The sequence below is a fragment of the Agriterribacter sp. genome, assembly GCF_035497235.1.
GTDB lineage: Bacteria > Bacteroidota > Bacteroidia > Chitinophagales > Chitinophagaceae > Agriterribacter.
This window is the reverse complement of the sequence record NZ_DATJEB010000014.1, coordinates 65,670-92,419: the sequence shown is the minus strand read 5'-3', so window position 1 is coordinate 92,419 and position 26,750 is coordinate 65,670. Positions and strand designations below refer to the sequence as shown.

At 43.8% G+C, this 26,750-nt stretch carries 26 protein-coding genes; 11 read left to right on the top strand and 15 right to left on the bottom strand.

The window, feature by feature from the left end:
- The first annotated feature begins 16 nt into the window (after positions 1–16).
- A complete protein-coding gene (gene corA, locus VL121_RS04915; RefSeq protein WP_325402763.1) occupies positions 17–1,114 on the top strand; it encodes a magnesium/cobalt transporter CorA in 1,098 nt (365 codons plus the stop codon).
- Between the two features lie 177 nt (positions 1,115–1,291).
- Here corA and VL121_RS04910 read toward each other — a convergent pair whose 3' ends face one another.
- The gene (locus VL121_RS04910) at positions 1,292–1,717 is read right to left on the bottom strand and encodes a four helix bundle suffix domain-containing protein (RefSeq protein ID WP_325402761.1); all 426 of its coding nucleotides are present in this window, start codon (positions 1,715–1,717) and stop codon (positions 1,292–1,294) included.
- Between the two features lie 459 nt (positions 1,718–2,176).
- Here VL121_RS04910 and VL121_RS04905 point away from each other — a divergent pair, with 459 nt between their 5' ends.
- A complete protein-coding gene (locus VL121_RS04905; RefSeq protein ID WP_325402759.1) occupies positions 2,177–2,683 on the top strand; it encodes a DUF4251 domain-containing protein in 507 nt (168 codons plus the stop codon).
- Positions 2,684–2,736: 53 nt separating this feature from the next.
- On the opposite strand, the gene VL121_RS04900 is transcribed toward VL121_RS04905, so the two are convergent.
- The 4 genes from VL121_RS04900 to VL121_RS04885 form a co-directional block, all read right to left on the bottom strand.
- A complete protein-coding gene (locus tag VL121_RS04900) occupies positions 2,737–5,280 on the bottom strand; it encodes a phosphocholine-specific phospholipase C (RefSeq protein WP_325402757.1) in 2,544 nt (847 codons plus the stop codon).
- Between the two features lie 204 nt (positions 5,281–5,484).
- Positions 5,485–5,757, bottom strand: a complete 273-nt coding sequence (locus VL121_RS04895; RefSeq protein WP_325402755.1) for a GxxExxY protein — start codon at positions 5,755–5,757, stop codon at positions 5,485–5,487.
- 280 nt (positions 5,758–6,037) lie between these two features.
- Entirely contained in the window at positions 6,038–6,952 is a 915-nt protein-coding gene (locus VL121_RS04890) for a DUF6089 family protein (protein WP_325402753.1), read from the bottom strand.
- A 237-nt stretch (positions 6,953–7,189) separates the two neighbouring features.
- Positions 7,190–8,500: a PepSY-associated TM helix domain-containing protein gene (locus VL121_RS04885; RefSeq protein WP_325402751.1), complete on the bottom strand. Its 1,311-nt coding sequence runs from the start codon at positions 8,498–8,500 to the stop codon at positions 7,190–7,192.
- Positions 8,501–8,715: 215 nt separating this feature from the next.
- On the opposite strand from VL121_RS04885, the gene purU reads away from it, so the two are divergent.
- Complete coding sequence (purU, locus tag VL121_RS04880; RefSeq protein ID WP_325402749.1) at positions 8,716–9,552, top strand: formyltetrahydrofolate deformylase; 837 nt, start codon at positions 8,716–8,718, stop codon at positions 9,550–9,552.
- A gap of 89 nt (positions 9,553–9,641) precedes the next feature.
- On the opposite strand, the gene VL121_RS04875 is transcribed toward purU, so the two are convergent.
- Entirely contained in the window at positions 9,642–9,839 is a 198-nt protein-coding gene (locus tag VL121_RS04875) for a hypothetical protein (protein WP_325402747.1), read from the bottom strand.
- Between the two features lie 88 nt (positions 9,840–9,927).
- Here VL121_RS04875 and VL121_RS04870 point away from each other — a divergent pair, with 88 nt between their 5' ends.
- The 3 genes from VL121_RS04870 to VL121_RS04860 all read left to right on the top strand — a co-directional run bounded on the left by VL121_RS04870 (position 9,928) and on the right by VL121_RS04860 (position 12,657).
- The gene (locus VL121_RS04870) at positions 9,928–10,902 is read left to right on the top strand and encodes a deoxyhypusine synthase family protein (protein ID WP_325402745.1); all 975 of its coding nucleotides are present in this window, start codon (positions 9,928–9,930) and stop codon (positions 10,900–10,902) included.
- A gap of 197 nt (positions 10,903–11,099) precedes the next feature.
- Entirely contained in the window at positions 11,100–11,546 is a 447-nt protein-coding gene (locus VL121_RS04865) for an NADPH-dependent FMN reductase (protein ID WP_325402743.1), read from the top strand.
- Between the two features lie 160 nt (positions 11,547–11,706).
- A complete protein-coding gene (locus VL121_RS04860; RefSeq protein ID WP_325402741.1) occupies positions 11,707–12,657 on the top strand; it encodes a sugar phosphate isomerase/epimerase family protein in 951 nt (316 codons plus the stop codon).
- Between the two features lie 143 nt (positions 12,658–12,800).
- On the opposite strand, the gene VL121_RS04855 is transcribed toward VL121_RS04860, so the two are convergent.
- From VL121_RS04855 to VL121_RS04840, 4 genes are read right to left on the bottom strand one after another with little or no spacing between them, the layout of a single operon-like run.
- Positions 12,801–13,514, bottom strand: a complete 714-nt coding sequence (locus VL121_RS04855; protein WP_325402739.1) for an MBL fold metallo-hydrolase — start codon at positions 13,512–13,514, stop codon at positions 12,801–12,803.
- A 16-nt stretch (positions 13,515–13,530) separates the two neighbouring features.
- Positions 13,531–13,956 carry a VOC family protein gene (locus VL121_RS04850; RefSeq protein ID WP_325402737.1) on the bottom strand — a complete coding sequence of 142 codons (426 nt, stop codon included), beginning with the start codon at positions 13,954–13,956 and terminating at the stop codon, positions 13,531–13,533.
- A 12-nt stretch (positions 13,957–13,968) separates the two neighbouring features.
- Positions 13,969–14,124: a hypothetical protein gene (locus tag VL121_RS04845; RefSeq protein WP_325402735.1), complete on the bottom strand. Its 156-nt coding sequence runs from the start codon at positions 14,122–14,124 to the stop codon at positions 13,969–13,971.
- A 27-nt stretch (positions 14,125–14,151) separates the two neighbouring features.
- Entirely contained in the window at positions 14,152–14,589 is a 438-nt protein-coding gene (locus VL121_RS04840; RefSeq protein ID WP_325402733.1) for a DUF6526 family protein, read from the bottom strand.
- Between the two features lie 216 nt (positions 14,590–14,805).
- On the opposite strand from VL121_RS04840, the gene VL121_RS04835 reads away from it, so the two are divergent.
- Positions 14,806–15,918 carry a Gfo/Idh/MocA family protein gene (locus VL121_RS04835; protein WP_325402731.1) on the top strand — a complete coding sequence of 371 codons (1,113 nt, stop codon included), beginning with the start codon at positions 14,806–14,808 and terminating at the stop codon, positions 15,916–15,918.
- Between the two features lie 524 nt (positions 15,919–16,442).
- Here the strand turns inward: VL121_RS04835 and VL121_RS04830 are convergent.
- The 4 genes from VL121_RS04830 to VL121_RS04815 form a co-directional block, all read right to left on the bottom strand.
- The gene (locus VL121_RS04830) at positions 16,443–17,171 is read right to left on the bottom strand and encodes a 3-keto-disaccharide hydrolase (protein WP_325402729.1); all 729 of its coding nucleotides are present in this window, start codon (positions 17,169–17,171) and stop codon (positions 16,443–16,445) included.
- A gap of 5 nt (positions 17,172–17,176) precedes the next feature.
- Positions 17,177–17,611 (bottom strand): c-type cytochrome, encoded by a 435-nt coding sequence (locus VL121_RS04825; protein WP_325402727.1) that lies wholly within the window; start codon positions 17,609–17,611, stop codon positions 17,177–17,179.
- 61 nt (positions 17,612–17,672) lie between these two features.
- Positions 17,673–18,728, bottom strand: coding sequence for a sugar phosphate isomerase/epimerase family protein (locus VL121_RS04820; protein WP_325402725.1), 1,056 nt, complete (start codon positions 18,726–18,728; stop codon positions 17,673–17,675).
- 122 nt (positions 18,729–18,850) lie between these two features.
- Entirely contained in the window at positions 18,851–20,008 is a 1,158-nt protein-coding gene (locus VL121_RS04815; RefSeq protein WP_325402723.1) for a Gfo/Idh/MocA family protein, read from the bottom strand.
- 118 nt (positions 20,009–20,126) lie between these two features.
- On the opposite strand from VL121_RS04815, the gene VL121_RS04810 reads away from it, so the two are divergent.
- The 4 genes from VL121_RS04810 (at position 20,127) to VL121_RS04795 (ending at position 25,450) form a co-directional block, all read left to right on the top strand.
- The gene (locus VL121_RS04810) at positions 20,127–21,032 is read left to right on the top strand and encodes a hydroxypyruvate isomerase family protein (protein WP_325402721.1); all 906 of its coding nucleotides are present in this window, start codon (positions 20,127–20,129) and stop codon (positions 21,030–21,032) included.
- 71 nt (positions 21,033–21,103) lie between these two features.
- Entirely contained in the window at positions 21,104–22,879 is a 1,776-nt protein-coding gene (locus VL121_RS04805; protein WP_325402719.1) for a GMC family oxidoreductase, read from the top strand.
- A 77-nt stretch (positions 22,880–22,956) separates the two neighbouring features.
- The gene (locus VL121_RS04800) at positions 22,957–24,669 is read left to right on the top strand and encodes a GMC family oxidoreductase (protein ID WP_325402717.1); all 1,713 of its coding nucleotides are present in this window, start codon (positions 22,957–22,959) and stop codon (positions 24,667–24,669) included.
- Between the two features lie 208 nt (positions 24,670–24,877).
- Entirely contained in the window at positions 24,878–25,450 is a 573-nt protein-coding gene (locus tag VL121_RS04795; protein ID WP_325402715.1) for a gluconate 2-dehydrogenase subunit 3 family protein, read from the top strand.
- A 110-nt stretch (positions 25,451–25,560) separates the two neighbouring features.
- On the opposite strand, the gene VL121_RS04790 is transcribed toward VL121_RS04795, so the two are convergent.
- Entirely contained in the window at positions 25,561–26,718 is a 1,158-nt protein-coding gene (locus VL121_RS04790) for a hypothetical protein (protein ID WP_325402713.1), read from the bottom strand.
- Between the last annotated feature and the right edge of the window lie 32 nt (positions 26,719–26,750).

The window sequence follows — 26,750 nt, the reverse complement described above, 5'->3', positions numbered from 1 at the left end:
CATTAAATAAAACCTGATGGTAAAAAACAAATACCTACGTTATTTGCCGCTGGCCTCACTGTTTGGTACACAGCGCACAAGAGAATTATTTCAGTATAATCCCACCATACTTCCTGTTAGGGAAGAAGCGGAAGATGTAAAAGTATTTGTGTATGATTATGACGCGAATTATTATGAAGAACATACCCTGAAGCAGGTAACGGACTGTACGGCTTTTAAAAACAACGATCGTATTACCTGGATTAATATTGACGGATTGCGGAAGCAGGACGTAGAAACCATTTGTAACGAATTTGGCATACATGCATTGCTTACAGAAGACATCCTGAGCATAGGACAGCGGCCCAAGATGGATGATGTGGAAGGTATTTTATTCTGCCTGCTGAATATGCTCTATTTTAATGAAACAACCAGAACCGTGGAAACGGAGCAGATCAGTATTGCCCTGGGTAAAGATTTTGTTATTTCTTTCCAGGAAGATGGTTCCCGTGATGTATTTGATCCGATGCGCCACAAATTAAAGATGGCGAACAGCAAGATCAGGCAAAGAACGGCGGATTACCTCTGCTATTCGATGCTCGACATGATCGTAGATAATTACTTTATAGTGATGGAAAGACTGGGTGAACAGATTGAATTGCTGGAAGAAGAAGTGATACACCGCAGCAATACCCGGTCGCTGGCACATGTGAACCATTTACGCAAGGAATTAATTGTGCTCAAACGCAATATCGCGCCTGTACGGGAACTGATCAACGGCTTTATACGCAGTGAAAGTGATTTGCTGGATGACCGCACCACCAAGTATTTTAAAGATGTTTACGATCATATTGTGCAGGCATACGATTTTACGGAAAACTACCGCGATATGATGATGAGCATGCAGGATATTTACATTAACAATGTAAACCTGCGCATGAATGAGGTAATGAAAGTAATGGCTATAGTAACCTGCCTGATGGCGCCCGCAACAGTTATCGGCGGTATTTTTGGTATGAACTTCGAAGCCATTCCTTTACTGCACAATAAATGGGGTTTTTATATTTCGGTAGGCGCCATGCTGTTTATTCCGCTGATCATGTTGTTCCTTTTCAGAAAAAGAGGATGGTATTGAGTTATGTTCTCCTGCGCTAAAAAATCATTCATTTGCTATGTATTACAACAAAGCAGGGAACGAAATACTGGTGGAAGAAATTCCGCAGTAGTGAAGGTGTATATAACAATTATTTTTGTTTTCATTATTTTTTTAAGAACTTCAACGACAATCAGGACGTGAAGATTGCTATTGTTATCACTTTTGTCCTTTGGTTCTAATGTTTAATCCTGCTTTAGTCATTCGTTCTCGTAATCCTCCTTCTTTTAAAAAAGATTTTTCCAAAGATTTTATTTGTTGATTCAACAAATAAGTAACCACTTTTATTAAGCCAATCATCACATTAGCACAAATTTCAGGGCTTTCATTTTCAATAGCCTTCCTAAAAGTTTCATAAGTAGCACCCGGTATTTTGTTTAGTTCACGAAGCCGTATGGTTAATTTATGTTCTTTATCCCAAAGCAGAAGTTTGTTAGTTCTTAAAAAATCCTGGTAGTCTATCATCAGTTCTTCCAAAGAAGCGCGGGCTACATTGGTGAGTTTTATCTCCGTTTCTTTAGAGGTGGCAGAAGTCATACCTGCTTCTGCAATATTTTGTTTGCCGCTGCGGCCAGCCTGTACCATTTGATCAATAGTGCGGTCGTATTTACCAAAAAATCGTTTGGTAAATACACTGTGCCATCATATATTATTTCTGCCTTTTGGTAGGTTATCAGGTTTCTGTAACCACCGTGGGGAGGTATAAAGCCTTCGTTGTTTGTTTGGTTACTCACTGCTCTTGTTTTTTTGGAACTTTGCTCAAGTTGCTCGTGCCTCAATAATTAAATTAAGCATAGCAACACCTTGTTCAAACATGTTGTATTTATCTGAATTTTAATTCATCAAATCTACTTTTTTATTTTTGTGAAGCGTTGACTTTCCGTCTTCCGTTTTTTCGTTTGTTAATTCTTTGCAGTGTTCCAGGGTGACAGCCAACTCAAATGTTGTTATCCCCCTTAAAAATGTTATACACTCCCTACCTGCTTATGCCAGGTATCCTGTAACTTTAACAACGAAGATTTCCGCACTTTTAAACCTATGTATATGAAACAATTTAATTTCCTGCAGCCCTGCTGTTTATTTGCAGGAATGCTGTTTATTTTTATGCAGCCCGGTTGTTCTCCTGCAAAGCATTCTGCCACAGTTGTTACTTCAAATGAATTCATCGCGCAGGCCATTACGGCAGATAACTGGATATTCAGCGCTAACCAGGCTCTCCCGCAGCGCGGACGCTCAAGAAACCTGACGGGTGGCTATGAGGTAGTGTGCCGTAAGGATACCCTCCTGTTTTACCTCCCTTACTTTGGCCGGGCCTATTCCGCACCCATTGGTGAAACCACAAGCCCTTTGAATTTTAAAACCACAAACTTTAGCTTTAACAAAACCACAAATGATAAGGGCCGATGGAATATTACCGTTGTTCCAAAAGATTACCGGGAAGTACAGTCATGCGGTTTTACTTTATATGAAAATGGCTCCGCGCAGCTAAACGTACAATTGACAAACAGATCACCCATTAGCTTTAGCGGCTTCGTACGGCCGGGAGAATAAACGGTTGTATATTTCCAGTGGATGCAGGAATAGTATCCTTTTTTTCATGATACTTATCCCGCTACTCTGCCCATAAAAGGATCGGTGAAGCTTTCCTTACCTGTTTCAACCCGTCCGGCATAGCGTTTTTCGAAGTCATCAAAACCGGCCGCTTTTATACTGAAATCGTACCAGCCGTAACTGCTTTTAAGATTAAGTACAATGTTTTCAGCCGTAGCTTTGGTGAGTGTTTTTTTTATTGTTTTCTTTCCGTACGCATTGTCCCTGATCTCAATATGCAAAGGTTTTGAAGGGTTGGCATTGGTAATACCAAGAATAATATTACCTGTGGGCTTTTTATTCCTTCTGCCTGTTTCGTAAAGGCAATTTACTTCCAGTATGGGGTCTTCATCATTTCCTGTACACTCGCGGTAAAAACCGTTGGGGCCGTACAACCGCAAATGATAATGCTTATACTCAAAGGCTGCTACCGGCCAGCTATAGCTCAGGGTATCACCGGCCGAAACTGCAAAAGACCAGTTTCTCGCAGTTTCAGCAACGCCTTTTTCATCGGTAAATTTACCCGGTGCATATATGGTAAATGGCGATCCTGCGGACCCTGCTCCAAAAAATTCACTGCCCGCTTTTAATTGAAATACTAATTCCTTTTTACCGGCACTTATTTTACTATCTGCATACAGCTCATAAGGCAAAGCGTTTGACGGACGAATGCCCTTTTCCTGTCCGGGCAGCAAAGCACCGCCGGCAGGATCCTGTATCACAGCATCAATTTCTTTTTCTGAGAATTGCTTATATCCTGATGGATCTTCTTTGAATTTCGCGTTGTAAATAGCTTCAACAAAGGGATCACGTGTAAGAAAAGGAACTTTGTCTACTTTGTTGCCGTTGAAGGGACTGAATATCTCTGTAAGATCGCCGCAAATGGTACGGCGCCACCGGCTGATATGATCAAGCCTGATGTTTTTATTAAACTTTTTATTTACAAATGTTTCCAGGAACTGCAGGGTAGATGTATGATCATACACTGCTGAGCAAACCTTACCACCGCGGCTCCAGGGAGAAGCAACGATCATGGGTACGCGAAAGCCGAGCCCTATGGGTGCTTCCCGGGCCTGTTTGGCTGCTACGCCCAGCTTGTGTTCACTTTCCATACGAACGTGCTCTATTTCTGTATCAATGCCGGCAGAACATTTCCCGGTTTCGGGTTTATTATTATCCGGCACAGAGAACGGCGGTACATGATCAAAGTAGCCATCATTTTCATCGTAGGTTAAAATAAAAATGGTTTTCTTCCACACTTCAGGATTCTTTGTGAGAATATCTAATATTTCAGACACATACCATGCGCCATACCAGGGCGCACTGGGGTGATCGGAAAAATTTTGCGGGCTGGCCAGCCATGATACCGTTGGCAGTTTGCTTTCATTCACATCTTTCCTGAACTGGTACAGCACATCTCCTTCGGGCACAGTAACTGTACGTTCGGCATTTCCATCTTTATATTGCAGCGTGGTAATATTGTGATAAGAAGGATCGCCATTGTTTACCACAAACGCATTGCGGTACAACGCTTTTTCTTTCTCAGGTAATTTTTGAAAAGTTTCCGTATTCCATTTGTTCAGTTCCTGCTTTGCGTTGTCTAATGCTTCCTGTTTTTTAGCAACCGCTGCTTGTATTTTTTTCGCGGCTTCATCAGTTGAGGGACTTTCTTCCTGTAGTTTATTGATTTCACCGGGCAATTCATCCGCCAGCTTCTGCAGGTTTTGTATATACCGGGGAGAGAACTTAACGTTAAAGGCCGCAAAAAACTCTAACAGGTTACATCCGAAATTGGCCAACCATGATCTTTCTTCTCCTTTAAACCCGCCCCCGCAGCTTATTTCGTTCTGGTAAAATTTCCAGGCAATATCGTTTTCTTGTAACAGTTCAGGAAATGTTTTCCAGGGCATTTTGCCATAGCTGAAGTTTTCGTTGCGCATATTGGCCTGCATTACACCATCCTGCTCATGACTGACTTTACCCGTCCAGAAAAAAGAACGGTTTGGCGTTGTGCTTGTCATGGCAGATGAGAAATGCTGATCACAAACCGTAAAGGCATCCGCCATGCCATAGTTAAATGGCAGGTCAGTTCTGTTATAGTATCCAAGCGTTAACGGCATACCGGCATATTTTTTATTCCCCGATCTTTTCGCGGTCAGCCATTTATCGTATTTGCCTGCATTATGCGCGTCTACCTGGCTGGGCCGGGAATGCGGCAGATCGCCCATCCAGGTTACTTTGGTATCCTTCATGTCCAAACGAAACGGCGCATAGGTTTCTCCCTTTTCATTGGTTTGCAGCCAAACCGGTTTTTTATCCGGCAATGTTATTGCTCTCGGGTCATTAAATCCTCTTACGCCCTGCAGGCTGCCGAAACAATGATCGAAAGACCTGTTTTCCTGCATAAGAATAACAATATGTTCTGCATCAAGATAGGTACTTCCCGCTGGCGGATCAATAGCGAAGGCCCGTTGCACTGAGGCGGGAAGCAGTGTGGAAAAACCGGCGGCACCGGATAATAAAACAGATTTCTTGATAAATTCTCTGCGCGAATCCATGCTATCTTTTTAGGTGGTAAAACAATTGTTGAGTTATTGCCGGAGGTGATTCTTTTACTGTTAGACTGAAAAAGTGGACTGCTTTAGCTATAGTAATGAAGTTAAGAATTTTGTTTGAAGTTTAAGAAAAATCCTTTTCGTTATTTGCCACAAAGGCACGAAGACACAAGGTTTCTTTTACGTAGCTGCAGTTCAATTATACAATTATGCCCTATACCTTTTTATACCTTCTTTAATCATTGGAACAGTAAAGTTTATAAGATATCCAGGTCTGAGTCTGGTCATTTTTAAGTGACTTGTTATTTGTGCCTGCCAAACAGGATTCACAGTTTCTACCGCTTTTAATTCTGCTATGACTAAATCATTCACCAGTAAATCTAATCTCAATCCTTCATTAAAAACAATTCCATCATAAACAATAGGAATATCTACCTGGCGAGGCACATGAAAGCCGTTTTTAGTAAGTTCATGAGCCATGCATATTTCATAAACCTTCTCAAGTAAGCCGGGGCAAGCGCTGTATGGATTTTAAAAGCGGCATTTACTATAGCTTTTCCGATTGTTTCTTCTTCTTTGGTCAAGGGTAAATATTCCATAAGTTTTATTTTTTATTGATGGCTTTCCTTTGTTCTTCGCCACAAAGGCACGAAGACGCAAGGATTTACAAAACACGCATTGCTTGTCACGAAGGTTTACAAAGTATCCTGGTGCCACTTAGTGCCTTAGAGTCTTAGTGGCATAATGAGCCTCTATCACTTTATCTTCTTTCACGCCCTATGATCAGGCTAAGCTTACACTGCACGGTAAAATAGGAATCGTTCCTGCTGTTGTTGCCTCTTATGGCATTGGGTATTGTTGTGGCGGAGGGATCAATTTCCTTTTGCCTGTTGTGCAATTGCCGGGCATATGATGCCTGGTGGGGAGAAAGATATTTCTGGAATAGCGCAGGATCAATATACCGGGTACTCACATCATCTAAATAATCCGTTCGGGTAAAGCGGTGTAATATTTCAACACGGAGGTTCAGTAAGGCTGAGCATTCATATTTTATGCCAACTCCCACTGGAAAGTGAAGTTGCGTTAGCCGGTATGCTTTTCTTTCGGGATATTCTCCAAAGCCCTGTCCCTCTGTGTACAGGTCATTCAGGAAAACCCATTCTCCGTTAAGGCAGGCCTGCGGATCAAAATGAAACAAACCTATACCTCCAACCAAATAGGGGGAAAATACATTCGCTGTGTGGTTGGCCGGGAACAACATCAGCGGGTGCAATTCGGCAAGCAGCAGTAGTTCTGTAATATGGCTTTTAAAATGAAGATTGCGGCGATAGCGGTTGCGTGCTTCGGAAGGATCATTTTTTAGAATGCTGTCGTAGGCCATCATGTTACCCATATTAAATTCCAGCCGGGCGCCCAGGGTATACCGGTAGCTAAAGTTTACAAAAATACCGCCACTCATTCTGGTGTTTTGCCAGTTGAGGTCTTTCAGAAATTTTTTACCATTACCAGGCCTGCCGCCAATGTCTGTGAGGCAGTTGATAGCGCCCAGCGATAGTCCTCCTTCAAAAAGAAAATCGTTGTCATAATAAAGGTTGTTGTAAAAATAATCCTGTGCAAAGGAGAGCTTGCTCAATAAACAGCACAGGAACAGCAGGTAAACTGTGTACACTTTCATGGTTAGCATTTTAGGTGTTAGCTGTAAATAATGAAACAGCGGGAACGGGAGATTTAAGATAATAAAATATTCAGCAACCTCCAAAAAAGATACCTGGCTACAGTTTTGTTTTGAAGCACACCCTGTTTCCTGCTACTGCTAAAGCAGGCAAGCCATTACTTTTCCTGTTAATCAGGTTATGCTTCTCCTTTTAGTGATAATACGCTTCAACTAACATTAGGCGTTTCTTAATATGCCTTAATTAAATAAAGGTTCTTTTACAGGCTGAAAAGCAAATGGCTTCCGCTTTCTTTTTTTCTTCAGTTTGTTGAGCCAGATAAGGGTGCCCGTAACGGGCAGGGTAGTAGCAATCAAACAGGCAATAAAATAGAGCAGTTTAGTAAACCCGCCATACATATTGCCTACATGCAGCGCCTTTATAGAGCCTGCAATCCGCTCATTGAAGGGTTTGTTCCTAAAAATATCTACTTTAACGGCAGCGGCTGTGTATTGATCCAGCGATAATTTATCGCCTGCTGCCGGTGCAAAAAAGCCCACTCTTGTTTTAGTAATAGATACCGGAGCTTTTGTATCCGCCGGCAGGCTCACCATATAATTTCCTTTATAAGATAGCAGCTTGTTGGCTGCCGCTACATACGCCGTAATGCTTAAGGGCTGTTGTTCATGCTCAACAGGCGAGGTGCTTACGCCGGCTGATATTTGGGGGGGGTGGCTATTTTCTTTTTCACTGTTCTTTTCCCCATTGCCCGGATTCGCCGTGCTTATTCCCTGTGGTTTGGGTTTGTATGTTCCCAGTGTTCTTTGTAAACCGTCCCTGTACCATTCAAATGACCACTGCGGGCCGGTAAGCCCCATCACCAATAAAAAAATGAGCGAATAAAAGGCGAGTGAATTGTGCAGGTCGTGGTTAACACGCTTCCAGTTGCCGGTAAGCTTTATTTTTAATCCCTGTCGCCATGTTCTTATTTTTTGCGGGAACCATATGATCAAACCGGTTATGCAGCCCAATGTAAAAATAATGGTAGTCCACCCGGATATACTGCTTCCCAGTTCCTTGTTGGTCATGCTGCTCAGAATGGGCTTCTCCACTTTATCAAGCAGCAGCCAGCGGTGCAGGCTGAACATAGTACCCATGAATTCCTTTGTACTGTTTTTTTCAAGTGAATTTCCCACAATATCCCCTGTATACGGATCAACCATATAAGTAGTGCCAAAACGCGATTTATCGTCTTTCGTTCTTACATTAAACTGGTAGGTTCTTTCGGGGTTGGCCGGTATGTTAACAGCAGTTACTTTACCTCCCGACAGCTCCTGTACTTTCATCAGCAGTTGTTCGGGAGCAATGCGTTCTGCACCTGGAGCCGGTTTCACCTCATATAAATGCGGTGCAGCCATCTCCGTTAGTTCGGTATTATATACATATGCAGTTCCGCTGAAACAAATCACAATTACAATCAATCCGCTGCCAAGCCCCAGCCAGAGATGGATATCATTGAACAGTTTGCGTACTTTTTGCCATATTGTTTTCTTTATCTTTGGCGTTGCCATGCGCGTTATTTTTGTTTCATTTACAGGGTAAATCCTAAAGCCGGAAAAATAAAGGTTTCTCTTCTTTGAGATTTACGTAAAGCGGAAAAACAGGAGGAGGAACTGTTAAAACCAGATTTTCTTTAATTTGCCGCACAAACAAACCGCCTGTTGAAATCATTATTGTTCAATCGTATTTTTTAGATCATATCTTAGTTCACTGTCATCATCTTACAATGAATAAATCGCTCACTATATTAGTGAATTGCACCGATGAAAAGGGGCTGATCTATAAGATCACCCGCGTATTATATGAAAACGGGTTGAATATTGTAAAAAATAAGGAATTTGTAGATGAAGATACCAACCGATTCTTCATGCGTACAGAAGCGGAAGGGGAAGCCAATCAAACGGTATTGCTGGAGGCATTAACGGCAGTACTTCCTCCCAACAGCCGGATAGAAGTAGTGCCCGACCGCAGGAAGCGATTGGTAATACTTGCTACCAGGGAGAATCATTGCCTCGGCGACCTGCTGATGCGCAATCATTTTAAGGAATGGAATGCGGAAATAAGCGGGGTAATAAGCAATTATGACCTGTTAAAGGATTTTACCGAAAGGTTCAACCTGCCCTATCATTATATTGCCGCTGAAACGCTTTCGCGGGAGGAGCATGAACAATTGCTGACTGGCGCCATCAATAACTACGCGCCGGATTATATTGTATTGGCCCGGTATATGCGCATACTCACCCCTAATTTTGTGCAGCAATACAAAGAAAAGATCATCAACATTCATCACTCTTTTTTGCCGGCATTCATTGGTGCGCAGCCTTACCGCCAGGCTTACGAGCGTGGGGTTAAGATCATTGGTGCCACCGCGCATTTTGTGAATGACCATTTAGATGAAGGCCCTATTATTTGCCAGAATGTTATTCCTGTTGATCATTCGCAGAATGCAGCAGAAATGTCCCGCGCCGGCAAGGGTATAGAAAAAATGGTGCTGGCGCAGGCCTTAAAATTAGTACTGGAAGACAGGGTAATGCTAAGCGGCAATAAAACGGTGATCTTTTAAAGCGCGAAAATATATCGCTCAATGTGTGTTGGCAGAAGTTTTTTATGTACTGAAACAGCATCAGCCTTACATGGTATGCCTGATATCAGTTAGCCGGCAATAGAATAGCTGCCTGGCTTCCGTTGCCCGCCGGGATGACACCAGTGGACGGGGCAGGCGTTCGGACGGGTGTCACTCATTTGTACTGTAACAATGCTAATGAGCAAAGTAAAGAACAATATAATAAATAGTCTCCGCGGACTTGATAATGAATTGTCAGAAGGATGGGAATGGAAAAATTCTGGCATTTATAAGGAACTTGTATAAGAGATATCACCTTCTTCCCATCCCGCCTAATTATCCTATTTTTGCCGGCAATACCATAAAGCTATTATTATGCAAAAAGGACCCGTATCGCAGTTCATTCAACATCACTACAGGCATTTTAATTCCGCAGCGCTGATGGATGCGGCTAAAGGATATGAAACGCATTTATTAGAAGGCGGTAAAATGATGATCACCCTAGCAGGCGCCATGAGCACTGCCGAACTGGGGCTGTCGCTGGCGGAAATGATCCGGCAGGATAAAGTGCAGATCATTAGTTGTACAGGTGCTAATCTCGAAGAAGATGTCATGAACCTGGTGGCGCACAGTCATTACAAACGCGTACCCCATTACCGCGACCTGAGTCCGCAGGAAGAATGGGAACTGCTCGAAAATCATTACAACCGTGTAACCGATACCTGCATCCCCGAGGAAGAAGCGTTTCGCAGGATTCAAAAGCATATCGTAAAAATCTGGAAGGAAGCAGACGCATCTGGCGAACGGTATTTCCCCCACGAATACATGTACAAACTGCTGCTGAGCGGCGTGCTGGAACAGCACTATGAAATTGATCCGAAAAATAGCTGGATGCTGGCCGCCGCGCAAAAAAATATTCCTATCGTTGTGCCGGGATGGGAAGACAGCACCATGGGTAATATTTTCGCGTCCTATATTATTAAAAAGGAGCTGAAAGCCAGCACCATGAAAAGCGGTATCGAATACATGGTTTGGCTTACGGAATGGTACCGCAAGAACAGCGGTGGAAAAGGAGTGGGATTTTTCCAGATTGGTGGCGGTATTGCCGGCGATTTCCCCATTTGCGTGGTGCCCATGATGTACCAGGATTTAGAATGGCACGATGTGCCTTTCTGGAGCTACTTCTGCCAGATCAGCGATTCCACTACTTCCTATGGCTCTTACTCCGGGGCGGTACCCAATGAAAAAATTACCTGGGGCAAATTAGATATTAATACGCCAAAGTTCATTGTGGAAAGTGACGCTACCATTGTAGCGCCGCTGATCTTTGCCTGGCTGCTGGGGTGGTAAAATAAATGTTAAAATTTAGAATTAAATAGATCAGTCCGCAAACAGTATTGTGACTTAACTTTTTTGTGCTAAGTAAATAGTAATTAGAAAACTATTGACCTGATAAAGTAACGATAGTTCAGGCTCTTTGAACATTTATCAGGGATAAATAGCTGAATCTACAGTAGTAATAAAGCTAAATCAAGGCGTGTGCACGGATGTGTTGTATCCTCATCCGTGCTTGTCCCGATAGCTATTTAACCCTTCCGCAATTTAATCCAGACGATGATACTGAAAACCCGCCCGTGCAGGTAACAGATCTCCGCAAACAAATAAAGGAAGCAAATGGTATCCTGATCTGTATTCCGGAATATGCTATGGGTGTACCGGGAAGTTTGAAGAACTTATTAGACTGGACTGTTTCTTCCTCCGATTTTTCAAACAAGCCGGTAGTTGCGATAACGGCATCTTCATTGGGGCAAAAGGCACATCTGTCTTTATTAGGCACGCTGCAGGTAATTGAAGCAAGGATTGACGAAAGCACACAACTGCTGATTTCCTTTATTAAAACAAAAGTGAATGACCGGCAGCAGATAACCGATGAAAATACATTAAAGGATGTGAGGAGAATAATGGATTCGTTTATAGCGGTATTAAACAATTAAAGCTTTTCCCCTGAACCGGAGATATACATTGAACCGGGATCGTTAACAGCCTGCCCGTGTTTTTTATGCATGCGTTTATTTTTTTCGTAGCTTAGTTTTTTTGTATTACTAACAACGTAGCATATACGAAGTTTACCTTATTTACACTTTAACCACATCAATGAAACGCAGAAATTTTATCGGACTGGGAACTGCTGCAGGCATAGCTGCAGGTTCGGCATCGCTTCTTTCTTTTAAACAAAAGGATGGTCCTGAAAAAAAAGAAAAAAGATACCAGAAAGGGGTAAGTCCGTGGCCCATTTGCCTGGACACTGCCACTATACGGCCCGCAACGCTTGCCGATAAAGTAAAAATAGCCGCTAAAGCGGGCTTCGATGCCATTGAACCCTGGGATGGTGAGCTTGCGGAATATGAAAAGAATGGCGGTAACCTTAAAGACCTTGGCAAACAGATCAAAGACCTGGGTTTATTTGTGCCGAGTGTTATTGGCTTGTGGAATGCTTTGCCACCCACGCAGGAATTATTTAACGCATCGCTGCAGGATACCCGCCGCCGCATGCGCATGGCATCGGATATAGGCGCGCAGCATATACAAACCATTCCCAATACGGTTGGTGAAAATTTTGACCGTAAATGGGTGGCTGACCGTTACAGGGATATTATTGAAATAGGCCTGAAAGAATACAATATACAACCTGCCCTGGTTTTTGTAAAGTTCTTTCCGTTGAAAACACTGGGACAGGCGGTGGGCATTGCCTTAGACGCTAATCACCCTAAAGCAATGGTTATCCCGGATGTATACCATATGTATATAAGTGAAGGCGGATTTGAAGGTATTAAGCTGATGAAAGGAGATGCATTCGCTATTTTTCAGTTCAATGATGCGCCGGCCACTCCTGCCTTAGCGCAGTTAGAAGATAAGCACAGGGTATATCCCGGCGATGGCATATTGCCGCTTACCTCTATTTTAAAAGATTTAAAGGGAACAGGCTTTAAAGGATGCGTGTCGCTGGAAATGTACAACCCGGAATATTGGAAACAGGATCTTCAAAAAGTTGCCGAAACAGGACTCAGGAAAACATTGGAAGTGATACAGAAGGCAGGCGTATAATAGCCTGGCTTCGGCCTGAAAATGAAACACATAGACACAGCAGGCATATAAATGTCCAATAGAAGAGAGAAGCCTATGTGTATTCCTATGTGACTATAATCCTCCTGTGTGGTAAGCGCAAAAGATGATGTAGTATTAATAAACTAACGCCATTGCATCAACGCTGAGTTCAGCGCCTGTTCCACCCGCCACCTGGGCTTATGAAAGTATATCATGCCGTGGCCGGGCAGCATAATATCCGAATCTACTTTGGCAAAACGCCGCAATGATTCTGTGTATATTTTTTTATCGAAATCAATGGAACCATCCCAGCCAAAATCGCCCACTAACAGCGTACCGATCACATCTCCGCTAACCACCAGCTTTTTACCGCTCCATTCAAATAAAAACGCGGTACAGCCCATGCTGTGTCCGGGCAGGTGCATCACTTCTATTTCCACACCCAGCAAGCTGAGCTTTTCTCCGTCTTTCACTATCTGGTCAACCGTTACAGGCGTAAAAATTTTATGATAGAGGTAACCGCAGCAACGTTCATCACCCGAAGCTACGGCATCGGCGGTTTCACCAATAGCTACCAGCTTCACGCCCCTCTTTTTAAGTATATGCGCTCCGCCGGCATGATCATAATGCGGATGCGTAAGCACACAATACCGTATATCACTGGGCGACAAATCCCAGTACCGCATATTTTCAAATAGCTGCTCCATCGTATCGCCACATCCACAATCAAACATGATCAGTCCTTCCGCTGTTTTTAAAATATAGGAATTACCATCATTCCACAGCGCATCCCGGAGATCAAAAGTGATCCCGTTAATATCGCCGCCCACCTGGAAAAGATTTTTTAAAACCTGCATAGCTTTTATTTGCAAATCAAAGGATCTGATTAAACTCCAGCCTTTCCCCATCGGGACCTACTATATTAAAGTACTTACATCCGTTTTGCCAGAAGTTTAAAAATACAGGAGCCTCTTCCATAATCGTATATCCTCCACGCTTCAGCGCGGCAAATGCTTCATTAATGTCAGGCACATCAAAAGCAACATGATCTATATGGCCGTCTTTACGGTTGCGGATGTTTTCAAGTTCACTGCCGGGCAACTGGTATAATTCAATAATCATATTGTCCCGCTTCATCATAACACAGGTGCCGCTATTGCCATTATGCATAAATGCGGCCTGCATTACATTGGTAAAGCCCAACCGGTTATAGAATGCTTCCGAAACCGGTAAGCTGCTAACCGGAATGCCAATATGTTGTATGGAGCGTATGACAAGCCGAACGGGATCTTCCATCATTTAGTATATAGCTTAGCTTCCTCTTTGTGAACCGGTATTGGTTTGTTTGCTTACAAAACCTGTGGCTTTGGGCTTTTGTATGAATTTGGATCCCTGATTGTTGGCCAGGTTGGCTTTTTTATTTCCTTTCTTCTTGCCCTTATTGTGTTGTTGATTCAGCAATGACATGGTATAATTTTTTTATAAAGATAATACTTATACCCGCATTGTATCGGGCAGCCAGTTTTTAATGGCCTGCTTAATGGCATCAGGAGACAGGCCTTCGCTTAATGTACGCTGAAGAAGTGAGACAAATTCTTCATCAGGAGCAAACCGCAATGCTGCCAGTTGCTTAAAGCTTAACTGGTTTTCGATACTTTCTAAACGTTGTTGTGTAAGCTGGTAGTAGCGCAAACGAAGTTCCAGCCGCACTATCCGGTTCTGGGAGGTCAGCGCGTAATGCTGTCTCATCATAAAACTTAGCCAACCGGTAACTACTGTTAACAGCGTAACCATTATCCACAGCCATTTATTGGCAGTATCGAGGCATATCCCCCGGATGCTGATAAAAAGTAATAATCCAATGACCGGGTAAAAAACAAAATGATGCGGCGGGTAATAGCGCACATGATTTTTATATTGCTGCGTTTTCATGCTCATCTTATTTATGGAATGGTAGTAGCGCACAAATTACAGGTCTTTTTATTGCCGGTGAAATCATAAAAGCATTATATCACAACATGTCATTTTATTTTACGGAAATTGTATATTTATTTTTCAGGAGTATATGCGATCTTTATCGCGTATCTCATTTACCGGTATACGGGTGTTATATACACTGGTAGCCGTCATTTCTTTAAACCATTCACTATGTCATCCCGTCGCCATTTTTTGCAAAAGCTATCCATCGGACTAGGTGCGGCAGCATTAACGCCGCTGTCTTCTCCCGCTTCTGTTTTTCCTGATTTTAAAAAGCCGGGTAAGCAGCTTCGCGTAGCGCTGATGGGGCTGGGCGGCTATGCCAGTATTGTAGCCAGGGCAATGAAGGAATGTAAATTGGCAACGCTTACGGGTATTGTTACGGGAACACCTTCTAAAATAGCCACCTGGAAATCCAACTATGGAATACCCGGTAAAAACGTATATAACTACGATACGCTTCATACCATTGCCAATAACCCTGATATAGACCTGGTATATGTTACCACACCCAATTCGCTCCATCATAAACATGTGCTGCAGGTAGCCGCTGCGGGCAAACATGTTATTTGTGAAAAGCCTGTTGCCGATAATGCGCAGCAGGCAAGGGAAATGATTGCAGCGTGCAAAAAAGCGGGTGTTAAATTTTATGTGGGATACCGCCTGCATTTTGAACCGCATACCCGTGAGCTGGTAAGGATGCGCAAAGCCGGTGAGTTTGGCAGGATCATGCATGTAAATAATTATATGGGGTTTAAAATCGGCGATCCTACCCAATGGCGGTTAAAAAAAGCATTAGCCGGGGGAGGCGCCATGATGGACGTGGGCGTATATGCGCTTAATGGCGCCCGTTATGCTACCGGTGAGGAACCGGTTTGGGTAACGGCCCAGGAAAGCAAAACGGACATGGTGAAATTTGCCGATGTAGATGAAACCGTTACCTTCCAGTTGGGCTTTCCCAGTGGTGTTATCGCTTCCTGCGGAACCTCCTATAATTTTAATAATTACGAAAGACTTTACCTTATTGGCGATAAAGGATTTGCGGAACTTAGCCCGGCTTTTGGTTATGGCCCTATCCAGGGGAGAACACACCTTGGCCCCATGAACCAGCCGCTCACTACCCACCAGGCCGTGCAAATGGATGGGCTGGCCGATTGCATACTCAATGGTGCGCCCGATCCGGGCATGACCGGTGAAGAAGGACTGAAAGACATGGTAGTGATTGATGCGGTTTATGAATCGCTGCGGAAAAATGGGGAAAAGATTTATCTCGGAAAAAAATAAAACCGCGCCTAGAATGAGGCGCGGTTCAATCATTTGAAATCTTGTCAGAGGTTGTAAAGCAACTGTTATGGTTTTTTTAGGGGTACTGACTGGACTTCACAGTTTTTTCAAGGGATCAGGATTAGGGTTCAAGGGCTCGCTTTTGGTTTTTTCTTAAGTATCGGATCGTGCATTCCAGGGTTAGGGTTGCGCAATCGAAGGCGTTTTTTCAGGGATATCAGAATTTTCGTTTTCATTGGGTTAACGTCATCAACTATAACAGTATAAATATCTAAAACCTTTACCGGCGCTGAAACTTAATTCGATTAAGCGCTGTTTTGTTTCGATAACAGGGCGGAAAGATTCGATAAGTATTTTTATAAGCCTATGGCATTGGCATCTGCTCTGAACGTACTTACCCGCTTTACAGTTATACCTGTGTTTATGATTTTGCTTGTAGTAACTTTTAGAAAGATTGCACAAAAAAACCGGCTAAGCATTGCCTAACCGGTTCCTTTGCATTTCTTTCGCCATTAATATTTACCCTACAGTTTCCTGATCTTAATATTCTTATACCACACTTCATTGCCGTGATCCTGCAATACAATATGACCTGATTTAAATTTCGCAAAATCTTCCAGTCCTTTAAACTTACTGCCCGCTACCAGTTTGTTCCAGTTATCGTCCCAAAGGGTGGTTGATACTACTTTAACACCGTTCTGCCAGAACTCAAGTTTCGATTTTTCCAACTTAATTTCTACACTATTCCATTCTCCGGCGGGTTTTACATTCTCCGGTTTGCTGGTAATTAAATCATACAGGTCGCCGGCGCGGTGTTTAATGATCTTTGCATCCGGGTGCCCGTTATTATCTAATACCTGCATTTCAGGACCGGTGTAATGGGCATATTTGTATTTGGTATCTTCTTTTACCAGGAACATGATACCACTGTTACCGTTAGGCGAAATTTTCCATTCGAGTTTCAGGTTAAAATCGCCGAATGATTCGTTGGTAACCGCATCGCCACCGGCATCGCTGTTTTCTTTCTTACCCAGGTGAAACGCGCCGTCCTCCACATTCCATGCACTGCCTAACTGCGGTTTATTAAAAGAGTGCCAGCCATTGGTGGTTGTTCCGTTGAATAACAATTGCCAGCCCTGCTTTTTTTCTTTTTTGGTAAGGGTATTGTCTTTTTGCTGGGCAACCGTGTTATTCAATAAAGCGGTACCTGCCAGTAATAAACTTCCTAAAACTACTGTTCTGAAAATTTTCATGATACTTATTTAATGGTAAGAATGTATTTAACCATAGCTTCCACATCATCATGCACTAAGGCGGCATGAGGTGGCATGGGTATTTCTCCCCAAACGCCCGAGCCGCCATCTATTATTTTTTTAACGAGTTTAGGAATATCTGCTTCTTTGTATTTTTTGGCTACCTCCGCGTAAGAAGGCCCAACCAGTTTGTTTGTTTCATTGTGACAGGCAAGGCAATCAGAACCCGCTATTAGTGCTTTACCATCTTTTGCCGGCGCCGCGGCGGCAGGAGCAGCGTTTGTGGCACTGGCAGGCACGGCAGCAACAACTGCCGTGGCATGGCCTTCATCAATTTGTGGGTTTACATTAACACTTATTGGCTTTTTAACTTCGGCCGGCCCGCTACCACAGGCATAACAGGCTGCAATAATGGAAAATACAGCTACCACTTTTTTCATACTTACTTTTTTTAATGTCATCGTATTGTCAAAAATCAGGGCGTAAATATCCGAATAAATCCTACTCAAGCCCCAAAACCCTGCGATTAAATTTTTCATCGCTGCCTGTTCCGGCAAAATCGTCAAAGGCTTTTTCCGTTACCCGTATAATATGATTTTTAATAAACGGCGCTCCTTCGGCAGCACCTGTTTCGGGATGTTTAATGGCACATTCCCACTCCAGCACGGCCCAGCCGGCATAATCATAGGCCGCCAGTTTGCTGAAAATTGACTTGAAATCAACCTGCCCGTCGCCTAAAGAACGAAAGCGCCCTGCGCGTTGCACCCATCCCTGGTATCCGCCATATACACCCTGTTTCCCGGTGGCATTAAATTCCGCGTCTTTTACATGAAACATGCGTATGCGTTCGTGGTAGTTGTCAATATAATCTAAGTATTTTAAACATTGTAAAACAAAATGGCTGGGATCATACAACAGGCAGGCCCGGGGATGGTTGTTCACTTTCTCCAAAAACATTTCATATGAAATGCCATCGTGCAGGTCTTCTCCCGGATGTATTTCATAACACAGGTCTATACCATTTTCATCAAACACATTTAAAATGGGTAGCCAGCGATTGGCTAATTCTGTAAAACCGGTTTCTACTAAACCCGCCGGGCGCTGGGGCCAGGGGTAAACCGTTTGCCACAGCAAAGCGCCGCTAAAAGTGCCGTGCGCTTTCAGTCCCAGGTTTTTTGAAGCCTTGGCAGCATATTTTAGTTGCTGCACCGCCCATTCGGTACGTGCTTTTGCATTTCCACGATAGGCTGCAGGGGCAAAGCCGTCAAACAAATCGTTGTAAGCCGGGTGTACGGCTACTAACTGTCCCTGCAAATGAGAAGAAAGTTCGGTGATCTGTAATCCCGCCTCATTTACTATACCTTTAATTTCATCGGCATAGGTTTTGCTTTCTGCTGCTTTCTGCAAATCAATAATGCGGCTGTCCCATGCGGGAAGCTGAACGCCGGCATAACCTAACCCTGCGGCCCACCCGCAGATAGATTTTAAATTATTAAAGGGTGGCTCATCTCCCAGGAACTGGGCGAGAAATATAGCTGGACCCTGGATATTTGTCATGATTATAATTTTTTTTATAACGGTTATGAATAGGGTATAAGACACTAAGATATAAGCAAAAAGGCTGAGGGAAGTGGTAATATACTTCCCTGCCGCCTTATTTCCTGTATTTTACATCTTTTTTATACTTCAAATGCGGTCCACTTTTCGTTGCTGGCGCCGCTTTTTACCACATTATCTATAAACGCCATTCCTCTTACGCCATCATCTGCAGTCGGAAAATCCAATATTTCAGCGGTAGGCTGCTGGCCGTCAATACGGGCAGATATCGTTAATGCAAAATTGCGGTAAATATTGCCGAATGCTTCTAAGTATCCTTCCGGATGTCCGCCCGGCACACGGGTATTGTGTTTGGCATAGTTACCCAAATAACCGCCACCGGTACGATAGATCTGCGCGGGCTGATCCAGCCATTTCACCAATAGGGTATTAGGTTCGTGCTGTGCCCATTCCAGACCACCTTTTTCGCCATAGATCCTGATTTTAAGGGCATTTTCTTCTCCTGCCGCTACCTGCGAGGCCAGTAATGCGCCCGCCGCGCCATTATCAAACTTTAATAACACATTGCCATCATCATCTAAGGGTCTGCCTTCTACCATAATATTCAGGTCGGCAGCCAGTTTGGTAATTTTTAAACCGGTAATGTATTCCGCCAAATGAGCGGCATGCGTGCCAATATCGCCCATACAACCACTTTTGCCGGATTTGGAGGGGTCTGTTCTCCAGGCTGCCTGCGCGTTACCTTCTCTTTCCGTAAGCCTGCTCAGCCATCCCTGCGGATACTCTACCCAAACCTTTCTTACTTTTCCCAGAACACCTTCTCTTATCATTTGTTTGGCCTGCTTAACCATAGGATAACCCGAGTAAGTATGCGTAAGGCATAATATCAATCCTGTTTCGGCTACTTTTTTTTGCAGTTGCTTTGCTTCATCAAGCGTAAACGTCATGGGTTTTTCAATGACCACATGAAACCCTTTGCTTAACGCAAGCATGGCAGGAGCAAAATGCGCGAAATTAGGTGTAACGATCGTTACAAAATCTATCCGCTTATCGGCCGGCATCCGGCTTTCTTTTTCCAGCATTTCCTCGTAAGTAAGATAGGTCCTGTCTTCCGGCAAAAACAGGGACTTACCTGAGTCTGTGGCTATTTCCGGCCGAATACTCAAAGCGCCGCATGATAATTCTATAAGTCCGTCCATGTTAGCGGCAATGCGGTGAACCGCACCGATGAAGGCATCCTTGCCTCCACCGATCATGCCCATTCGTAATTTTCTGTTCATGAAAAAAAATATTAACGTATTAAAAAATCAGAAGAGGCTTTAAAAATAAAACATTTACATTTACTGCCAACTTGTTTTTTTTATTAAACATTCCCTAACTTAACTTTTATTTTTTATTATGGCTGATGCTTCATCACATCCCCGCAGGCGGGCTATTAAAAATATCGTTTTAGGTTCCCTGGCAATGGGCACTGCATCGGGTGTGTTTGCACGTAGCGCCGCTCCGGGAAAAGAAGACAAGACTTATAGTATGAAAGGGAATATCAATCACGCTGTTTGCCGCTGGTGCTATGGCGGTATCCCATTAGAGGAGTTTTGCATTGCAGTAAAGAAAATGGGTATTGTTGCCATTGACCTGGTTGGGCCAAAAGATTGGCCGGTTTTACAAAAGCACGGGCTATACTCCTCTATGTGCAACGGCGCTGAAATTAACCTGGAAGACGGATGGAATCATACGGAGTTCCATCCCCGGCTTATAAAAAATTATTCGGAAATGATACCGCTTGTAGCTAAAGCGGGGTATAAGCAACTGATCTGCTTTAGTGGCAGCCGCAGGAACTTAGATGATGAAACCGGCTGGAAAAACTGTGCAGAAGGATTGAAACAGGTAACCGGGATAGCCGAAAAACATAACGTAACCCTCGTAATGGAACTGCTCAACAGTAAGATAGACCATAAAGATTACCAGTGTGATAAAACAGCCTGGGGCGTAGAGTTAGCCAAACGCATAGGGTCGGAAAATTTTAAGCTGCTCTATGATATTTATCATATGCAGATAGATGAAGGAGATGTGATCAGAACCATCAGGCAGTACTATCCTTATCTTTCGCATTTTCATACGGGCGGCGTTCCGGGCAGGAGAGAAATTAATGATTCGCAGGAGTTATACTATCCCGCTATCATGAAAGCCATTGTTGACCTGGGCTTTAAAGGATATGTTGCACAGGAATTTATTCCAACGCCTAAAGACGCCAAAGGCCAGTTGGCTTCCCTGCAGCAGGGCGTAACCATATGCGATGTGTAGTATCGAATAAATAATGTATTTCGTAAATAAAACAACGCTACTTTCTATAGCTGATCTTAAAATGATACGTTATGCCCGATAATGTTTATGATGCTATTGTAATAGGCTCAGGAATAAGCGGCGGATGGGCCGCGAAAGAACTTACAGAAAAAGGCTTGAAAGTATTAATGCTTGAACGCGGCCGCAATATTGAGCATGTAAAAGATTATGTAAATGCCAATAAAGCCCCTTGGGAGTTTCCGCACAGGGGAGGGCGTACGCAACAGATGATCAAAGACTACCCGGTATTAAAGCGCGACTACCCGCTTAATGAAACCAACTTAGATTACTGGTGTAGCGATAAAGACAATCCTTATACAGAAGTAAAGCGCTTCGACTGGTTCAGGGGCTATCATGTGGGCGGCCGTTCGCTGATGTGGGGAAGGCAAAGCTATCGCCTTTCTGACCTGGATTTTGAAGCCAACGCAAAAGAGGGCATTGGCATAGATTGGCCTGTACGCTATAAAGAAATAGCTCCATGGTACGACTATGCCGAACGGTTTGCAGGAATCAGTGGCTCCAAAGAAGGGTTACCTCAACTGCCGGACGGACAATTTCTTCCACCCATGGAAATGACCTGTGTGGAAAAAGATGTTGCCGCCCGTATTAAAGAAAAATTCGATGGCAAACGGCATGTGATCATCGGCCGTACGGCTAATATTACGGTGCCTTTTACCAGCCAGGGAAGAGCCAGTTGCCAGTACCGCAACAAGTGCTGGCTGGGATGCCCTTTTGGCGCGTATTTCAGCACGCAGTCTTCTACTTTGCCGGCGGCTATGAAAACCGGTAACCTTACCCTCCGCCCCTGGAGCATCGTTACAAAAATTGTATACGATAAAGACAGGAAAAAAGCAACCGGTGTTGAAGTACTCGATGCCGAAAACAATAAGACCTATACCTACCATGCGAAAATTATTTTCGTTAATGCTTCCGCATTAAACAGCGCGTGGATATTAATGAACTCCGCTACCGATGTATGGCCCGATGGTTTGGGCAGCAGCAGCGGTGAGCTCGGGCATAATGTAATGGATCATCACCTGGGTGTAGGTGCCAGCGGACAGGTAGATGGTTATGAAGACCAGTATTATTTTGGACGCCGCGCTAATGGTATTTATATCCCGCGTTACCGCAATTTCTTTGGAGATAAAAGAGATTACCTGCGTGGCTTTGGCTACCAGGGTGGTGGCGGAAGGGGTGGTTACAGCCGTTCCCTGGAAGAAATTTCTATTGGCGCCGATTTTAAAGACGCACTTACGGAACCGGGAGGCTGGACGATGAATATAGGCGGTTTTGGAGAAACATTGCCTTACCACGAAAACAGGATATATCTTGATAAAAATACTTATTCAGACAAGCAGGAACAGTTTAATGATCCTGTAACCGGGAAAGATTTGGGCATGCTCCCGGTGCCTGATAAAAATGGGAAACAGCGCTTAGATAAATGGGGACTACCGGTGCTGGCCTTTGATGTAGAATACAAGGAAAATGAAAAGAAAATGCGTAAAGACATGCTAAACGATGCCATTGAAATGCTGGAAGCGGCAGGCGTTAAAAATGTAAAAGGACGCGATGGTGATGGTACATTGGGAAGAGGTATACATGAAATGGGCACGGCACGCATGGGTAAAGATCCTAAAACATCGGTGCTGAACAAATGGAACCAGGTATGGGATGCACCCAACGTATTTGTTACCGATGGGGCGTTTATGACATCAGCCTCATGTGTAAATCCATCCCTGGGCTATATGGCTTTTACGGCCCGGGCGGCAGACCATGCAGTGAGTGAATTGAAAAAAGGAAACCTTTAATGTGGAAATGTGAAAATGTGAAAATGTGAGAATGGGAATAGGGTTAAGGAATAAACCAAAAACGATTTTTATACATCATGCCAAACGACAGTATCCATATCAATAACAAGGCCGTGGCACAAAATACATATGATGCCATAGTAGTAGGGTCGGGCATCAGCGGCGGATGGGCGGCAAAAGAACTTTGTGAAAAAGGATTGAAAACCCTTGTGCTGGAAAGAGGAAGAAATGTTGAACATATTAAAGATTATACGGGTACTACACTTGATCCCTGGGAGTTGAAGCATCATGGCAGCCGCACGCAGCAGGATAAAAAGGATAGTCCCATTCAAAGTAAATGCTACGCGTACAACGAAGTATCGAAGCATTTTTTTGTGAATGATGAGGAGAATCCTTACAACCAGGTAAAACCGTTTGACTGGATAAGAGGTTACCATGTTGGCGGAAGGTCATTAACCTGGGGCAGACAATGCTACCGCTGGAGCGATATAGACTTTGAAGCCAACGCCAAAGATGGTTATGGTGTGGATTGGCCCATACGTTATAAAGATATAGCGCCCTGGTACGATTATGTAGAACCTTTTGTGGGTATAAGCGGATCCGCAGAAGGGCTTCCGCAATTGCCCGATGGAAAGTTTTTACCGCCAATGGAAATGAACTGCTTAGAAAAACATGTGGCGGAGAGGATTAAAAAAGAATTTGCAGATGGCAGAAGAATGATCATTGGCCGGTCGGCCAACCATACCCAAAGAGTGGGCGACCGCGGTCCCTGCCAGTATAGAAATAAATGTCATGAAGGTTGCCCTTTTGGCGGTTATTTCAGCAGCAATTCGGCAACGCTTCCCGCAGCAAAAAAAACGGGCAATCTCACGCTTCGCCCCTTCTCTATTGTTACGGAAGTTATTTACGATAAAGAAAGCAAACGCGCTAAAGGCATCCGGATCATTGACGCCGAAACCATGAAAACGGAAGAGTATTTTGCCAGAATCATTTTCCTTAACGCATCTACCTTAGGCACTGCCACCATTTTACTTCATTCCGTGTCGGATGCGTTTCCCAATGGTTTGGGCAATAGCAGCGAACAGGTGGGGCACAACCTTATGGATCATCATTACGGTGTAGGTGCGGGCGGCTCATTTGATGGATTCCAGGATCAGTATATCTATGGCAGGCGGCCGAATGGTATTTATATACCGCGTTTCCGCAATATCAGCGAAAAAACAAAACAAAGCGATTATGTAAGGGGCTTCGGCTACCAGGGCGGCGCTTCCAGGGGCAGGCAATGGAGTGCAGATGGAGTGGGAGAAGAGCTGAAAGACCAGTTACTGGAACCGGGCAACTGGAGCATGGGCATTGGTTCATGGGGAGAGCATTTACCGTATTACGAAAATAAAGCAACCCTCAGCAAAGATAAAAAAGACAAATGGGGCATGCCTGCGCTGGATATAGATTGCGAGTTTAAAGCCAATGAGCTGGCAATGCGTAAAGACATGATGAACAGCGCGGCGGAAATGCTGGAAAAAGCAGGGCTGAAAAATGTAAACACGTATGACAGCATGCCTGCACCGGGTTTTTGTATTCACGAAATGGGTACCGCCCGGATGGGGCGTGATCCCAAAACATCTGTATTAAACGGTTTTAACCAGATGCACGAAGTAAAAAACGTGTTTATTACAGATGGCGCCTGTATGGCGTCTTCGGCTTGTCAAAATCCATCCATTACATACATGGCGTTAACGGCAAGAGCAGCGGATTATGCGGTAAAGGAGTTGAAGAAAGGGGATATTTAATTTGAAAATGTGGAAATGCCCTGCCCGACTGAATAGGTGGGCGAAAATGAAAGCGGCCGGTACGCAACGAAGGAAGCGTCAGACCGCGGATAAATGGGGGAGATGGTTGCAAGTTGCAGGGAAGCGCAAGGGGCTAAATGACAAGAACCAAATGACAAGAACAAATAAAATTCAAATAATTTATTTTTGATTCCTTAAAATATCAATTATGAACAGACGCGAAGCCTTATCAAGAGTAGCGCTTATACTGGGTGGTACGGTGGTGGGAGCCAATGTTTTTTTGGAGGGATGCAAACCCGGCGATAAAAAAGCGGCAACCACCGGAACTTTCAGTGATGGTGATATAGCTTACCTGGATGAGATAGCTGAAACCATCATACCTGCAACCAACACACCTGGGGCCAAAGCTGCCGGAGTAGGAGCGTTTATGACGGTAATGGTAAACGATTGCTACGATGAAAAAGATCAAAAGGTGTTTTTTGAAGGCATGAAACTATTGAATGAAGCCAGCGACAAAAAATTTGGTAAATCTTTTATGGATATTGATGCCGCGGAGCGTAAAACATTACTTACGGAAATAGATGCGGATGCAAAAAAGTATATGGCTGAAAAAAAAGCCGAAGATCCCAAACATTATTTCCGTATGATGAAGGAACTGACTTTGCTCGGCTATTTTACATCAGAAATTGGCGCAACCCAGGCTTTACGTTATGTAGCAGTGCCCGGAAAATATGAAGGTTGTGTGCCGTATAAAAAAGGCGACAGGGCCTGGGCAAGCTGAGAAAAACGTTGACTATTGCTGTGGAAGGCGCTGCACCATTTAAAAGCAGGAAAGCAGACGCAGAGCATATAAAGAAGCGTAAGTAGTAAAACGCAGGTACAACCCCCTCATTACGGTAGCTTCTTCCATTCTGCCGAAGCTATAATCACACCCCCGTTTGGAGGCGTTTGCAATGAGGTTAATTTATTTCCGGAATAGCTCCATACACTATACCCGCTATTGTTGATCGTGTATCCAACAAAAGCCGTACTGTCATTATTTACCGCAATGGAACTGCAATAGGATCTGTCACCTGGTATAATTGGTTCTATCCGCTTAAGCACCTCTCCCTGCCTGCTCAAAGAAAGGATCAGTGCTTTGTGGGTCATAAAATCAAATACATTTAACAGCAGGTTGCCTTGGCGGTCGGTATGCACTTCACCGAACCGGTATGCTGCTAAATTATCCAGTCCGGAAAGCGGAATATTACCGGCGCTGTTCCATAATGCAGGCGTTGGGAATGTGGCGCCTCCAAAATCTATGCTTCTTTCTCCGGTGATAAAAATTTTTTCATTTGCTATAACTAAGTTAAAAGCCGTTGCATATGCCAGGTGATCCTCCACGATATGCCAGTTGGTATGTAGTGCTGCATCTATTGTCCAGTATCCCACCTGCGATTCATACCTGCGATTCACCTTTATTCTCTTGTCGCCGCCTATATATAGTTTCCCACCGGCCATTTCAAAAGTTGCCGACCTGCTCCTGATATTTTGTGTAACGAAGGAGCTGTCAACATACATATGTTTAATCCCTCCCTGGGCGTCAATGATCCAGAGTACAGGTATCCAATCGGCGCTTCCCAGTATATACGTGGTATGGTTTCTTACTATTATGTCCTTTGTTGTACAAAAAGTAAAGGGGAACAAGTTGCTGGTGGGGAGGTTTATTTTTTCATTATTCTTCCAATAACAGGGCAGTGTTTGACCTTCTGCGTTTTCAAAAGAGCCTGCTATGTACATGTTACTCTTATCAAGTTGCAGTCCGTAAGCAAATCCATTTTTTGCTTCAGGCAGCTCCAGCCAGTGTATTTCTTCATTCAGCCAATAACAAGGCCGGTAAGTTTGGGTAGACATATCCCATACACTTCCTGTATTGATCAACTCATAATGGTTCCGGGTAGCAGGTTGCTCAGCATGGTCTTCTTTTTTGCAGGCGCCAAACATTGCAATGCAAATGCATAAAATACCAGCATGAAGACAATAAAATCCAAACCTTTTGTACCTTAACATAAATGAGTACAATTTATATTTTGATGATAAGC